We start from the raw sequence: 17476 nt of genomic DNA, 5'->3' as shown, positions 1-17476 counted from the left end.
TTCCTCTATTTTCCGTAATTTTAGCGATAAATCGTTTTCATAACGATTCCACCTAATTTCGCTTCTAATTCAGTGGATTTAGTCACAAAATGGTTGGGAGAAACAATCGTTTTCTGTTCCTCTTCATACCTGATGATGACTGGGATTGGGCCTTTATACTGGTCTAAAATTCTCGAAATTTCTTGATCCGAATCATGATTTTTCACCTGAATCCAAAAGCGCTCAGCTACAGCTTCTCTTATTTCTTGTGCAATCATTTGCAGACGGCCATCACGTGACTGTACTTTCCCTTTGATGTAGTAGAATCCACCTTCTTTCAACTCATTCCCAATCTGTCGATATAAGTCTGTGAAGAGGGTAACATCCAATTTTTTCTTACTATCATCTACCTGTAAGAAGGCCATATTTTCACCCTTTTTGGTCCGAATCACTTTTATTTTCTGAATTTCAACCAATATAATTGAGTGACTATTTTCTGACAAATTTCCGATTGGTGTAATTGGGTAGATAGCCTTACTTGCAATAGCTTGTAGTGGATGTTTGCTAACTCCCACTCCTAGAAGCTCTTGTTCCATATAGAATTTTTCTTGTTCTGTCCAATCTTCCGATTCCTGCCAACTATAGATTGTATCACCAAATAAGCTTCCTAACACTTTCGCAAATTCAAATAGATTATCTAAATTATTAAATACTTTTTGACGATTTTTCTCAAATGAATCGAAAAGACCGACTTTTACTAATGGCTCTAGCAGAGGAAGTTTCAGATAATTCTCAGGTAATTTAGCTATAAAATCTTCAATGTTAGAATAGGGTCTATTTTCAATAATCCAAAGCGCCAAGTCATTGCTGACTCCCTTAATCGACTTCAGACCTAGATAGATGGACTTGTTAGCAATTTTATCGTGATAGGGGATGGTATTGATGGACAACGGTGTTACTGCAAAGCCGGCTTCTAGAGCATCAGTTAAGTAATCACTGTTGGCAGAATTCAACATGACCTGATAAAAGATAGCTGGATAATGTGTTTTAAAATAGGCCAACTGGAAGGCCAAGGCTGAGTAAGCATAGGCGTGAGAACGGTTAAATCCATAACCTGCAAACTTCTCCATAACATCAAAAACCTGCTCTGCTTTTTCCACAGTATGACCAGCTTCTATGGAGCCTTGAATAAAGGAAGCCCTCATTTCATGCATGGCAGAGGCATCCTTTTTACCCATAGCTCGTCGCAAAATATCGGCCTTCCCAAGACTAAATCTAGCAAATCGCTGAGCAACCTGCATAACCTGCTCCTGATAGAGCATAATGCCATAAGTTGGAGCCAAAATATCCTCCAGAGCTGAATCTAGAACAGTCACTTCTTCCTGCCCATGTTTTCTAGCTACAAAATTATTGATATAATCACTAGCACCTGGTCGATTTAAGGAAGTAGTTGCTACGACATCTTCAAAACAGACTGGCTGCACACGCTTGAGTAGGCGAATAGCACCCGGTTGCTCGAATTGAAAGATACCTTTTGTATTTCCAGAGGCAAAAAGAGATAGAGTTTCTTTGTCTTCCAAATCTATTTCTTCAATTTTCAAGTGAATATCTTCGGTTTCAGCAAGCAACTCTTTCATTTTCTGAACAAAGGTCAAATTTCGTAGTCCCAGAAAGTCCATTTTCAAAAGCCCACTAGCTTCAACTCCATGAGCATCATACTGAGTCAGTGGAATTTCATCACCATGCTTCAGAGGGATATAGTTGGTCAAATCCTGGTCACTGATCACAACACCAGCTGCATGGACAGAGGTTTGTCTTGGATAGCCCTCTATCTTGCAAGCAATGTCAAAGGCTTTTTGGTATTCTAACTTACTATTAATTTGCTGACGAAACTGGAGATTGCCCTCATAGGCCGACTTAAGATTATCCCGAAAACTGATTTTCTTAGTAATTGCGGATAATTCATACTCTGGAACACCAAAGCGTTTCAAGACATCACGCAGAGCCTGTTTGGCCCCAAAGGTAGAAAAGGTAATGATTTGAGCCGCATGTTTACTACCATATTTATTTCCAACATATCTGATAAAATCCGGACGATAAATATCAGGAATATCAATATCAATATCAGGCATGGTATAGCGTTCACGATTGAGAAAGCGTTCAAAAATGAGATTTTTCTCTACTGGGTCAATCCCTGTGATGTCCAAGGCATAGGAAACCAAACTACCGACTGCAGAACCCCGTCCCATTCCCATGTAGTAGCCATTCGAACGTCCAAAACGCAGCAAATCCCAAACGACCAAGAAATAATCATCAAAGCCCATATCATGAATAACAGCCAATTCTTGGTCTAGTCGGTCTTGATATTCTTTACTAGACAACCCCTTCTGAGAAAGTCCCAGTTCAGCACGTTCTCTCAACTCTTCTACTGCTGGTCTAGCTGGGTTAAAACGTGGCAGTTTCAGACTAGTATCCAAGTCATAAGAAACACCTGAAATCAGCTTTTCTAAGTTCTCCAAGGCTTGCGGAAATCGTTCTTGGAATAGTTTCTCTAAAGAACTTGCTGATATAAAAACATCTTGTCTCGAACGCAAAGGAACTTCTCTGAGCGGTAGATTTTCTTTAATCGCTGTTAATACTTGAAGAACTTCTCTATCCTTACTTTCAAATGTATTGACCCGATACAATGGTAAAATAGGATGGTGAAATTCGCTGGCCAGTGTTTCTGGGTAAACCCCTATATAGTAATCACAGCCTAGATTTAACAACTCAAGTTCTTCAAAATAAGGCACAATTACCGCAATATCCTCTAGATACTGAGATAGAACTGACCAACTTTTCTCCCCCTGCATCTTTGCTGTTGAAAGTTTCATCAACTGCTGATAGCCCACACTAGATAAAGCTAAAAAGCGCAGATTTACATCCTTGTCATCTACAAGCATATTCATTTCAAGCCCTAACAAAGGATGAATGCCATATTTTTTTGTAACCTCTAGAAAGTCGAAAGCCCCATAAAGATTGTCAATATCCATCATAGCCAGATGAGTGTATCCGAATTCTTTAGCTGCTCTCACATACTTGTCGATTGAAATGACGCTCTCCATAAAACTATAGACTGTTTTTGTATCTAGTTGTGCGATCAATTTACACTTCTCCTCTATCGTTCTCACTATATTATACCATTTTCAAAAAAGAAAAGAACCTGAGATATTAAATCTCAAGTTCTTTCTTTGTCTGATTGCAAGTTAGCATCTAATGAGAATCAAAATGATTATTCTTCATCTTCTCTTTTCTTTCGAGCAATCAATCCAAATCCACTTAAGGCTCCTAGAAGTCCAAGTGCTGCAAGACTAGAGTGTGCTTCTGTACCTGTATTTGGAAGTTCACGTTGACCATCCATATACTGTGGTGTAGCAGGCTCTGCTGGTTGTTCAGGTGCCACTGGAACTACTGGTTGTTCAGGAGTCTCAGGTGTCACTGGAACAGGATTTGGTGCAGGACTAGGTTCTGGTTGAGGAGTTGGATTTGGTTGAGGTTGTGGAGTTGGTGTATTACCACCTCCGCCTCCATTGTTGCCACCACCATTATTTGGCTTAGGAACAGGGATGTACTTGATTGGCGTATCTTGAGTTGGATCTGCCGGTACAACCGGTACTTCATATCCTTTCGTTGGATCGTTTGGATCAACTGGTTTCAATGGATTTCCATTTGGATCTACAGGGATAAATCCTGGTACGTATGGTACACGTGGTCTATCTGTTCCTGGTTTCGTTGGATCTGTCGGATCGTTTGGATATGGAGTTGGTGGAACTTGTGTTTGTCCCTCTGGTAATTTTGGAATCCATGATCCAAGTTTGTCGTAAACAACTCTTTCAGTGATGTTTACACCTGCTGTTGCTTTAATATCTTTTTGAGATGATTCGATATCTCCGCCACGAGCGATATATCCATCCACTTTCGGTAACTTGTTACCATCTAAGATAGTATCATTGCCTACTACTATCCATTCACCATATGTGATATCTCCAGTTACTAGGTTCACTTTCGCAGTACGTTTGAACTTGATTGTTTCAGTGTGAGTAGCTGCGACTTCTTTTCCATTGCGATCCACATAAGTGATTGTACGAGTTGCAGTTGTTTCTGTAACCATATCTTTCACTGTTTCAGGCCATACTGGGCTGTTTGGATCTTCTGGGAATACTGGTTTACCTGGTTCTGGCGTTGATGGTGTTACTGGTTTCAGTGGGTTGTTTGGACCTACTGGTTTCGTTGGATCAGTTGGCACCTGTGGTTGATCAGGGCTATTTGGATCTGTAGGTACAATTAATGGAGTAACTTTAACGTTGAAGATTTGATCTTTATCTTTATCGTTGTCGAATACTCTATCTGTATCTGCTGAAGGGTAATCGTTGCTTGTTACAACATAACCTTTCTTAACAAGTTCTTTAATCTTGCTTTCAACATCTCCAGACTTAGTGAATTTAGATCCTGAATCTCCTTGATCTACTACTGGATCAGATACTACTTTACCATTGTTATCTACGAAGTTAGTGATAGCTTTTTGTTTATCATTTTCATAAACGATTGGTGTATCCGTACCTGGATCTGTTGGCACTGGTGGTACTTCATATCCTTTAGATGGATCTTTTGGATCCACTGGTTTCAACGGTACAAGTGGGTTAGTGTTTGGATCCACTGGTTTCGTTGGGTCTTGTGGAACTTTTGGTGTTGTTCCTGGGATATAAGGAATTACTGGTACTTTCGGACTATTTGGATCTTGTGGATCTGTTGGTTTCGTTGGACTTGGTGGTACAACTTTACCTGGATCTTGAGGATCATTATCGTAAGGCGTTGGAGTTGGTGGTGTTACACCTTCTGGTACTTTCGGTACAAGTTTTCCAACTGGTACGTATACAACTTTGATTGTTTCATCTTTAGAGTTTTCAGTTAATCCTGTAGTTTCATCTACTTCTTTTTGAGATGGATCTTTCAGAACGTATCCTGGAACTACTGGTGATGTTACTTTATCAAATGTAGTATCGTTGTTTACTGGAGTCCATTTACCATATTCGATAGTGCCTGTAACAACGTTAATCTTAGCTTCACGAGTAAATGTTACTTTGTCAGTTGCTTTGTCTGCAACTTCTTTATCTGTACCATCTTCTACATAAGTGATTTTACGAGTAACGTGTTTAGTAGTTTCAAGTTTGTTAATTAACTCTTCAGTCCATTTTGGTCCATTAGGATTATTTGGATCGATTGGTTGTCCTGGTTTTGGAGTATTTGGATCGTCTGGATTTGTTGGGTCAAATGGTTTAATTGGCTCAACGTGTGGTATTAACACTACAGTGTATTCTTGATCTTTTCCAGAATCTTTGTCAAAGTTTCCGTTATTATCTTTACCATAGTTGTTGCTTACTAGATCATATCCTTTAGCAATTAACTTAGCAATTTCTGTAGTTACTTCTGTTGCTTTCGTTAATGGCTCACCTGATTTACCAGTTTCTTCGATGTTCGTTACACCTGGAATTGGGTTCCCACTTGGATCTACGAATTTCGTTACTGCTTTTTGAGTATCTTTTTCGTAATTGATTTCAGTGTTCTCTGTAGGTGTTGTAGGTGTTGGTGGTACATATCCTTTTGTTGGATCTTCTGGATCTACTGGTTTCAGTGGGTTTCCATTTGGATCTTTTGGTGTTGTTCCTGGGATATGTGGAATCACTGGTACGCTTGGTTTATTTGGATCGTTTGGTTTTGTTGGATCGTTTGGATCTACAACTTTACCTGGATCTGTTGGAGCATTTGGATATGGAATTGGATCGATTGGTGTTTCACCTTTCGGTACATTTGGCACCCATGTTCCTACTGGTACGTAAACTACTTTGATTGTTTCATCTTTAGAGTTTTCAGTTAATCCTGTAGTTTCTGCTACTACTTTTTGAGTTGCATCTTTCAGAACGTATCCTGGAGCTACTGGTGATTTCACTGCATCGAATGTAGTGTCTTTAGATGTCCAAGCTACATTAGGATCAACAATCTTACCAGTTACGACATTAACTTTCAAGTCACGAGTGAATGTTACTTTGTCAGTCACATCGGCTGTAGATTTATTTCCATCTTTATCTAAGTACTCAACTTTGCTTCCATCTTCTTTCACATAAGAAATTGTACGGTTAACATGCTTAGTTGTGTCTAATGACTTGATTAGCTCTTCTGTCCATTTTGGTCCATTTGGATTTTCTGGATCAATTGGTTGTCCTGGTTTTGGAGTATTTGGATCGTTCGGATTTGTTGGATCAAACGGTGGAACGTCTACAACTTTTGGTTTCACTGTTACTACGAAGTTTTGATTAACTTTTGTATCTTTATCGTAGTTCTTATCTGTAGCTGTTGTGAATCCGTCAGTTACTAAGTCATATCCAAGTTTCTTCAAGTCTGCAAGTTTATCTGCTGTTGAGTACTTGATTGGCTCTCCAGATTTACCTTCTAGGTTATCTGTATGAAGTACTGTTCCTGTTCCTTCTACCACATAAGTTACTTTCGCTTTTTGAGTATCTTTCTCATAAGTGATTTGTGTATCTTCTGTTGGAGTTGTAGGTGTTGGCGGAACATATCCTTTACTTGGATCATTTGGATCTACTGGTTTCAGTGGATTTCCATTTGGATCTTTTGGAGTTGTTCCTGGAACGTGAGGAATCACTGTTGTTGGTGTTCCTGGTTTTGTTGGATCTTTCGGATCGTTTGGATATTGAGGTTTATCAATATTTGGAACTTCGAATCCTCCTGGTACTTTTGGTACATATTTTCCAAGTGGTGAGTAAACTACGTTTACTACTGAGTCAGCTGCATCGTGAGCAACGTTCTCAACTTTTTCAGCTGCTTTAATATCTGCAACATATCCTTCGATAACTGGAGATATTACTTCAGCTAATGTTTGTGGTTCTGTCCAGTCAGAAGTATAAGTGATTTCACCTGTTACTTTGTTTAGATCACCTTTACGAGAGTAACGAAGTTTTTGTTCTACAGTAGCCGCAGCTTCTTGACCACGTTTATCAGCATCTACTTTTTCAGTATTCGCATATCTGTAGTTGATTGTACGATTTACTTCATCTAGTAATCCTAGTTGTTCGTATGTACGTTGTTTTGGATCTCCAGGTACTTTGTCTCCTGGTTTTGGAGTAACATTAGGATTATTTGGATCTAGCGGTTTATCTGGATCGATTGGAGTAATTCCTTCTTTAACGATTACGTAGTAAACTTGGCTAATTCCTTTATCACCTTTATCGTCTTTGTCATCGAATGTACGGTTTTCCTCAGCGTAGAATGCTACACGTTCTGCTGTATAAGCTGGATCAGTTGGTTCAACAACTTCGTAACCTTTAGCTGCTAACTCAGCTTTAACGTTATCGATGTTTGTTGTCTTAATAGCTTTACCTGTGTCTCCTGCTTCCGCAACTGATACGTGAACTGCAGTTCCATCAGCTTTAATGAAGTGAACTAATGCAACTTGAGAACCATCTTTCACATACGTAATTGTAGTGTTTTGAGTTGGATCTTCTGGTTGTTTTGGTACTTCATATCCTTTCGTTGGATCGTTAGGATCTTTCGGAGTTAATGGTTTACCGTTTGGTCCTACAGGTGTTGTTCCAGGGATGTATGGTACTACTGGAGTTTCAGCAGGTGTTCCTGGTTTTGTAGGATCGTTTGGATCATTTGGATATGGTTTTGGAGTTAAGTCAGTGTTCGCTGGAGGTGTTACTCCTTCAGGAATTACTGGTACATATGAACCAAGTTTACGGTAGATAATTGTTTCTTCACTATCTTTATCCGTAGCTTTAACACTTTCACGAGCTGTTGATTTAGCTGCTGAAGCTACATATCCTTCTTTAGCTGGTGTTGGCACAGCATCGATTGTTGTATCATCGTCTTTAGCTTTCCATGTACCAAAGTTAGAGATTGCTCCAGTTACTGGATCTAAGTCAGCTGTACGAGTGAATGTTAATGTTTGGACATTATCAGGAATACCTGCATCTGATCCGTCAGCTAGTTTATAATGAACTGTGTGTGTTACTTCTTCGATTAATCCTAATTCTTTGTAAGTACGTCCTTTTGGATCGTTTGGTACTTTATCATCAGGTTTTGGAGTAACGTTTGGAGTATTTGGATCTGTTGGTTTAGATGGATCGATATTTGCTGGTTTTGTAGTATAGATTACTGTTTCATTAATATCCTCAGCAGTTGCTGTTACTTCTGCCGCTGGTACAGACTCTTTATCTGGAGTGAAGTTTGTAACTTTTGGTGAAGTCACAGATTCAAATGTTTGAGCTGGTGACCATTCTCCGAATGTAACCTTACCAGTTACTGGATTGATAGTTGCTGAACGTTTGAACTCTTTAGTTTCTTGTACTGAATCAGCAGCCTTTGAACCATCTGCGTAAACATACTTGATTGTACGTTTCACTTCCTCTTTACGTCCGTCTTCTAACTCTTTGATTAACTCTGGAGTCCATTTTGGTCCTGTTGGATTATTTGGATCGATTGGTTGATCTTTAGTTGGAGTTGGGTCGTTTGGATTTACAGTAATTGGCTTAGCAGTTACTAGGACTTTGTATACTTGGTTAGTCTTAGAATCTGCATCGAATGTACCATCTGTTGGGTAGTTGTTTTCAACAACTGTGTATCCTTTAGCTTTAAGTGCTTCAATTGTTGATGTTACATCAGCAGCTTTAGTGAATACTTTACCTGTATCACCAGTATCTACTACTGATTCTGCAACTGCACCTTTTTCAGTCTTATCCGTTTCACTGTTTACTTCGATGAAGTGAACAACCGCTACTTGTGATCCATCTTTAACATAGGTAATTGTAGTGTTCTCTGTTGGATCTGTTGGTAAGCCTGGTACTTCATATCCTTTGGTTGGATTGTTAGGATCTTTCGGTGTCAATGGTTTTCCATTTGGTCCTACTGGTGTTGTTCCAGGGATGTATGGTACTACTGGTGTTTCAGTAGGTGTTCCTGGTTTTGTAGGATCTGCTGGAGTTGCATTTGGATATGGTTTTGGATTTAGGTCAGCATCTGCCGGAGGTGTGATGCCTTCTGGTACTACTGGTACATATGAACCAAGTTTACGGTAGATAATTGTTTCTTCACTATCTTTATCCGTAGCTGATACATTTGTACGTTCTGTAGATGTTTTCGCTGAAGCCACATATCCATCTTTATTTGGTGTTGTTACAGCATCAATTGTTGTATCTCCACCTCTAGCTTTCCATGTACCAAAGTTAGAGATTGCTCCTGTTACTGGATCTACCTCTGCAGTACGTGTAAATGTTAATGTTTGTACATTATCAGCGATACCTGCATCTGAACCGTCTTCAAGTTTGTAGTGAACTGTGTGTGTTACTTCTTCGATTAATCCTAATTCTTTGTAAGTACGTCCTTTTGGATCGTTTGGTACTCTGTCATCAGGTTTAGGAGTAACATTCGGTGTATTTGGATCCGTTGGTTTAGATGGATCTAATGTAATTGGTTTTGTAGTATAAACTACTGTTTCATTGATGTCTTCAGCAGTTGCTGTTACTTCTGATGCTGGTACAGTCGCTTTATTTGGAGTGTAGTTCTTAATTTCTGGTGAAGTTACTTCTCCAAATGTTTGGTTAGCTGGTGACCATTCTCCGAATGTAATCTTACCAGTAATTGGGTTGATAGTTGCTGAACGTTTGAATTCTTTAGTTTCTTGAACTGAATCAGCAGCTTTCTTACCATCTGCATATACATAGTTGATTGTACGTTTAACTTCTTCTTTACGTCCATCTTCTAACTCTTTGATTAACTCTGGAGTCCATTTTGGTCCTGTTGGATTATTTGGATCGATTGGTTTATTAGGAGTTGGTTTTGGATCATTTGGATTTACAGTTACTGGTTTAACTGTCACAAGAACTTTAAATTCTTGGTTAGTCTTAGAGTCTGCGTCGAATTTACCATCTGTTGGGTAATTATTTTCAACAACTGTGTATCCTTTAGCTTTCAGAGCTTCGATTGTAGCTGTTACTTCTGCACCTTTCGTGAATGCTTTTCCTGCATCTCCTGTATCAACGATTGATTGGGCTACTCCACCTTTTTCAGTCTTATCAGTTTCACTGTTTACTTCGATGAAGTGTGTAACTGCTACTTGAGAACCATCTTTCGTATAAACGATTGTAGTATCTTCAGTCGGGTTCGTTGGCACTGGTGGGTTATATCCTTGTTTTGGATCGTTTGGATCTTTCGGAGTTAATGGTTTTCCATTTGGTCCCACTGGTGTAGTTCCTGGTACGTATGGAATCGTAGTTGTAGGAGTTCCTGGTTTTGTAGGATCATCTGGATTATTTGGATATTGTGGGTTTTCAATTGTCGGAGGAGTGAATCCTTCTGGAACAACTGGGACAAATTTACCTAAATCTTTATAGATAACTTTTTCAACAATATCTTTATCCGTTGCATTAACACCCGTTACATCTTTCTTAGATGCTTCTACATCTCCTGTAGCTACATATCCAGGTTTAACTGGGATAGTTGCTTTTCCTTCAAGAGTTGTATCGTTATCTTTAGCCGTCCATTCACTGTAAGTAATTTCTTTTGTTACAGCATTAACTGTTGCTGTACGTGTAAAGCTTACTGTAGTTTCATGTTTAGGTTCTGCTTCAGTTCCACGTTTAGCAGTATCTGCTACATCATCTGCATAAGTATACGTAATTGTACGTTTTACTTCTTCAGCTAGTTTAAGATCTTTATATTTTAGTCCGTCTGGATTGTTTGGATCTACTGGTTTATTTGGATCGAAGTTTGGATCATTTGGATCAATTGTAATTTGTTTTATTTTGTAAACTACAACTTCTTCGAAGTCCGCTGCATCAGCTGTTACTGTCTTAGCTGGAACATCACTTGTTGTTGGATTACTTACTAATGCTGATGTATATCCATCAATTGTTGGTGTTGTCACTGCTTCAAAATCAGCTGTTGTTTTAGGTGTCCAAGTTCCATATTCAATTTCTCCTGTCACAAGGTTAACTTTAGCTGTTCTTGTGAATTCAAGAGTTTGAACTTTCTTACCTGGTACATCTGCACCTAGTTTAGCATCTGGAACTGGAGTTCCATCGTCATAAATATACTTGATAGTACGTGTTACAGATTCAGTTGTCTTCAAGTCTTTAACTGAATCAGGCCATTTTGGTCCATTATTGTCACCTGGAACTACTGGTTGTCCTGGTTCTGGTTTCACATAACCTGGAGTAGTTGGATCTGTTGGAATATCTTTAACAATCGGTTTGAATGTTACTGTATATTCTTGGTTTGTTGACGCATCAGCATCAAATACTTTTTCAGCATCTGTTGATGGATAATCTTTTTCACTTGTATTTACATTGGCTACTTTTTCATATCCACGAGCTAAAATCTTATTGATTGCTGCAGTTACTTCTGCATCTTTAGTGAAAGCTTTTCCTGTATCACCAGTATCTACTACTGAAGGTTCTAGTCCTTTACCAGTTGTATCTACGAATTTAGTTACTGCTACTTGAGAACCATCTTTCGTATAAACGATTGTTGTGTCTCCAGTTGGTGTTGTTGGTACTGGTGGTACATATCCTTGTTTTGGATCACCTGGTACTTTTGGTGTCAACGGTTGTCCATCTGGTCCTACTGGTGTAGTTCCTGGTACATATGGAATCGTTGTTGTTGGTGTTCCTGGTTTTGTAGGATCTGTTGGATTATTTGGATATTGTGGATTTTGAATTGTTGGAGGATTGAATCCTGCTGGTACAACTGGTACATATTTACCTAGTGCTTTGTACACTACTTTTTCCGTAATATCTTTATCTTCTGCCTTAACATTTTCTACAGGTTTAACAGATGTTTCTACATCCCCTGTTGCAACATATCCAGCTACAGCTGGAAGAGCATTTCCTTCTAATGTAGTATCGTTATTTTTAGCTTCCCAATCTCCATAAGTGATTTCTCCTGTTACTGGGTTTACTTTAGCTACACGAGTATAGTTCACTTTTGTAGTAACTGGTTCTACTACATTAGTTCCACCTTTATTTCCATCTTTTTCAGCTTGGTTTAATTCACTTGCTTCTGTTGAGTAAGTGTACGTAATTGTACGTGTTACCTCTTCATTATTTTTAAGTTTCGCAAGTAGTTCATCTGTCCATTTTGGTCCATTTGGATCACTTGGATTAATTGGCTGATCTTTCTTAGGTTCTTTATAATTTGGAGCTTTTGGATCAACTGTGATTAGTTTAGTTTTGTAAACTACTACTTCTTCGAAGTCTTTATCTGTAGCCGCTACAGTTTTCTCTGGTACATTAGCTGTTGTTGGAGTTACTCCTGCAACTGTCGCTGTGTATTTCTCTAATACTGGAGATGTTACAGCTTCGAACGTTTGGTTCGCTGACCAGTCTCCGTATGTGATTTCTCCTGTCGCTACATTAATCTTACCAGGACGAGTGAATTTAAGTGTTTTAACTTTCTTATCAGCTACACTTGTTAGATCAGATTCAGCTACTGGAGTACCGTCTTCGTATACATACTTAATAGTACGTGTTACTTCTTCTTGTACTTTCACAGCATTGATTAATGCTTCAGTCCATTTTGGTCCATCTGGATTATTTGGATCGATTGGTGTTACACCTGGAGTTGGTTTTGGATTTTCATTACTTGCTGGTTTTGTTGGATCAAATGATGGAATATCAACTACCTTAGCTTTGAATTTCACAACATATTCTTGATCAACAGCTGCATCTTTATCGAATTTATCAGTTGATACAAATCCATTATTTACTAATTCGTAACCTTTCTTAACAAGTTCAGCAATCTTATCTGTTACTGAAGTTGCTGTTGTAGCTGGGTAAGCTGCTTCTGATTTACCTGTTACTGCGATTGGATCTGCAAGACCTGGAGTAATTACTTTATCTGTATTAGTAGGGTCTACTTCTACGAATTTAACTACAGCTTTTTGAGCAACTGGAGTATAAAGTACTGTGATCTTGTAGTCATCTGCTTCTGCATCGATTGCTGCAGTCGCTTCTACAGTAGCATTATCTGGAGTATATCCAGTCACTTCTGGAGAGTTAACAAGGTTGAACTTATCGTCTTTTGCTACTTCTGCAGGTGTTAACGTTACACCAGTAGCTGTTCCACCTACCGGAGTCCATGGTCCAAATGTAACGATTGCTTTTTGAGCAGCTGTTGCATCTGCAGCTATCGCTTTGTTTGTGATGTAATCGTAGTAAACTGTACGAGCTTTGTATTCTTCTGGCGAATCATATCTACTAGCATCTAACACAGCTTTATAAGCAGCATATTCTGCTGGATACTCTTTCGCAGCTAATGTGTAGTCGATTGTACGGTCACGTTCAAAGTGAAGTGTTTCAGTCACTGTTGGTGCAGCCGTTGTTCCACGTTTATCTGCTGGTACATCATCTGTACTTGCATATTTGTATTCGATTGTACGTGTTACTTCTTGAGTATCTTTAATTTGACGAAGAACTTTTTTATGACGTAGGTAAACATTGAACGCTTGGTCTACATCTTTATCGTCATCGAACTTACGTCCACCTTCAATAGCTGTACCTTGAGTATTATTTGTATAGTCATCAGTTACTAATTCATAACCAAGGTCTTCATATTTCTTGATTGTGTCAGCTGTTAGGTAAGGAATCTTCGTATGAGATTTACCTTGAAGTGTTGTAACCCCATAAGTTGTTTTCGCATCTGCACCTGTTGCAGGAGCAGTTGCTGCTGTTTGAACTTCAAGAATACGAGCATCACCTGTTGCATCTAAGTCAATGTATGTTACTTTAGCTTTTTGGATATCAGCTTTGTAAACAACATACATATCAAAGTTATCTTTGTCGTCTGATCTTATTGCAGAAGAAGCTGGTTTATACGTTCCGACATCTTTTGTATTTCTATCAATCGGTTTATAAGTACCAATTTCCTTAGTATCTTTAATATGAGCCATTTCTCCTGTTGCATTTGGAGCATTGTATTCTAAAGTTACAACATTCGCTGTATAACCTTTTACAGTAGGAGAAACTATACTATTCATCTCTTCGTTATTTTCTCCATGTTTCCAATCGGAAATAATCAATGTTCCTTGAGAGAATTTAGTACCTTTAGGTATTTCAGTTCCTGCTGTGTATTCTGTACCATTCACATCTCTAACTGTATTCGCAGTTACCATCGGTTGGTCTAATACACCATCTTCATCAAACATTTTATATGTACGAGTATAGTTTAAAGTTTGAGAACGTGTTACTGGTTCATTATTGATCGATAAAATTGGATCATTATTTTTATAAGAAGCTTGACTAGTAGCTGTTGCATCATTATCACTCTCATACACATAGTGAATTGTACGTGTAATCGACGCTTCTGTAACTGGTGTTACTATTGGTGTGTATTTTGCTCTACCGTAATCAGTACCATATTTTTCTGTAACTTTATCATTTGCTACAACATCATTATAGTCTATATCTGGTTGTACTAAATCTACACCTGTTCCTCTTCCTACAAATCCAGGTTCTGGTGTAAATGTAACTTCACCTGTTGGTTTTCCACTTGCATCTTTCACAAGTTCGTATACCCCTTCACCTGTGATTGTTACTTTAGAATCGTTAGTGTTTGCCAGGTCATAACTACGTGGAACCTCTGTTATTGCTCCTGTTGTAGGATCAAGATGTGTTGCGCTTGGTAATATAACTTGATTTAACGGTAATATTCTCTTGACTTTAGTACCCGCTGGAATCGTGTTAGTTGCACGATATTTACCGTCAACTTTTACAACATCTCCTTTTCCTACAATTTGACTAATAGCTGTTTCTTTAGCTAGGGTAGAAATTTTATTACCTGATTCTCGTGGTATAGTATCACCTGTATTATATGTGACATTATTCCATGTATTATTCGCCGTTGTTACTAATGGATTTTTAAGTTTAGCTCCTGCTGGAATTCTTCCTCCGGCAGAAATAGTAGTCTCTGTACCGTTAGCTAGAGTAACAACCGTGTCTGCTGTAACAGGATGAGGATCAACTGGACTAGCTCCCGCTGGGATAGTTTTTCCAGTAACAAGTCGAACATTATTTACTACAACAGAACCTGTACCTGTTACTACCACATCTGCATCTTCAGCAATTTTCGCACGCGCTGGTAATTTATCTTTATCAGGAGTATACGTAACCACCTTACCATCAGCAAGTGTTAATGTAGTAGCCTTACTTACTTCAGTATCTTTATCGTATGAAGATTTATTACTATCTAAAGTATCCGCTAATTTTATACTCTTATTCTTATCTATGATTTCGAATTCATCAGCATACCTAGAATCTGTAATCTTATCTCCTGTTTCAGTTTCCACTGTTCCATATACTGGGATTTGAGGTCTAGCACTTTGTTTTTTACCTTGAACATCAGTAGTTGTAGTATCTTCACCTATTGGTCTCACATCAATAACAGTTGGAATATAACTAGTATCCATTGTTTTATAACCATTATTTCCATTGTTTGTATTTTCAAGAACCTTATCTTTTTCTGCTAATGTAGTAGATATTTTAGAAGCCTCAATTGTATCATTATTAGCTTCCCATCCAGTTGAATTATTATTATCATCCCATGCACGTACAGCAATACCTTTTGCTGTTCCAACATAAGATTTGTTAGGTTTAAATGTTAATGTAGTTTCATATAATCCATTTCCTACAGAAGTATTTTTACCTTCATTAGCAGGATTAACTTTATATGTACCTACTTCATTTCCTGCAGTATCATATTCTGTATACTCACTTAATAAATATTCTGTTTTCCCAGTTAATGGGTTTGTAACTTTAAGTCCTTTACCCAAAACTTTATTATTTTTATCTTTTACTGTTACATATTCTCCTGAATATACAGTGGCACCATTTCGTTCTACATGAACCTTGCCTGTAGAGTCTACACGATAATTTGCAGGTAATCCAGACTTATCAGCAATAGCTTCTTCTGACGCGACTTGCTTATCAGTTAGAACTATTTTCGGCGATAAATTCTCATTTTCAATTTGCGCCCATTTCGTAAATTTAGAATCTTTATTTTTACCATTAGCTATGAACATCGCATTAGTTGATAGTGTAACTGTTTGTTCTCGCCCTTGATAATCTTTTGTCTCATATCTAGTACCACGTGGCATGTGAACTACATGTGTTTGGAAATCCTCTACTTCCCCTGATGATGCCACACCTGTTGGTTCTAGAATCTCATCTTTTGTTAATGAAATACGTAAACGTACTCCTAAGCTATCTGCTGAGGTATCTAGTAATTGTGGCGTGTTTTTGAATTTAATATTGTAAGTTCCATTTTGGTTAACTTCTACGATTTCTGAAGATTCATTAAGATCAAATTTACCGTTGTTGTTGAAGTCTACCCATCCACGGATATAAGCTTTATCATTATTAACACCTAGGTTAGCACGAACACCTTCAAGGACATATTCATTACCTTGGGCTTGACGTAATTTGTACTCAGTTGCTACCGCTGGATCAAGAAGTTGGCTTTCTCCTTCATCTCCAAGAGTACCTTCACCTAAAGCACCTGTTGTGTGGTTATAAACTCCACGAATCGGAAGCTTAGATACTGGGTTCGCCATCTCAATAACATCACCTTGATTTAAAAGTACACGTGTGTTATCAGATTTTTCAATTACAGCATTACCATTTGGTAATAATAAGTATTTACCTGTTACACCCTTATCTGTTGTTACAATTGTTTTTCCTGATTCTAATGGTGTCTCTTTATATTTTTCTGATGTGATTAAATCATCAAGTACCCATCCACCTGAAGGGTCAGTTTTAGTTGAACGGAAATCTGGGTCTCCTTTAACATTACCTAGATATGGCTGAGTAGCTGTTACCTGAGTTTTAACTCCATCTTTAATAACTTCTTTGTTAAAGTCCCCGATAATATGTTGTGCAGAACCGTAAGATTGCGGAGCATCTCCTCCATCATAAATCATGAATCCGATTGTTCCTGCCTGCGCTCCTGCAGAGTTCAAGTACATCGATAATGTTTTAACGTTTTGAGAAAGAGCGATAGGTAATGAGTTTTTAGATCCCATTGATGTGTAGTTCGCTCCAAATGTATTAGTTCCGTATGCAATAGGTTTCCCTTTTTCGTCTAAGTTAACCCAATCTTTTGGATTATATCCCGCTTGCGCAAGACGTCCGTCAGCATTAACATCACTTTCTTTACTTGGATAAACTCCTTTAGCTGTTTTATCATCAATATCTTTTTGAAGATTTAATGCCATGAATTGTTCCCATTTCGTTCCATCTGTTTCAAATTGAACAATTTCTGTACGCCCTGCTTCTTCAGCATCAGCCGCAATTACGTTTACGTCTACAATACGACCATTATATGTCGCAGAAAGAGAAAATGTTACACCAACGTTAGATTCATCACGAGACGATGTAAATGCAGTAAGCAT

General features: G+C 38.3%; 2 protein-coding genes. Both read right to left on the bottom strand.

From position 1 onward, the window contains the following. Positions 1-20 precede the first annotated feature (20 nt). Complete coding sequence (locus B7697_RS08660) at positions 21-3122, bottom strand: DNA polymerase III subunit alpha (RefSeq protein WP_192851491.1); 3102 nt, start codon at positions 3120-3122, stop codon at positions 21-23. 128 nt (positions 3123-3250) lie between these two features. Beyond that, a complete protein-coding gene (locus B7697_RS09300; protein WP_192851490.1) occupies positions 3251-17476 on the bottom strand; it encodes a mucin-binding protein in 14226 nt (4741 codons plus the stop codon).

The organism is Streptococcus mitis (genome assembly GCF_002096895.1).
GTDB classification, from domain to species: Bacteria; Bacillota; Bacilli; order Lactobacillales; family Streptococcaceae; genus Streptococcus; species Streptococcus mitis_AH.
Note: the sequence above shows the minus strand (reverse complement) of the source record. Positions and strands in the feature narration are given on the sequence as shown.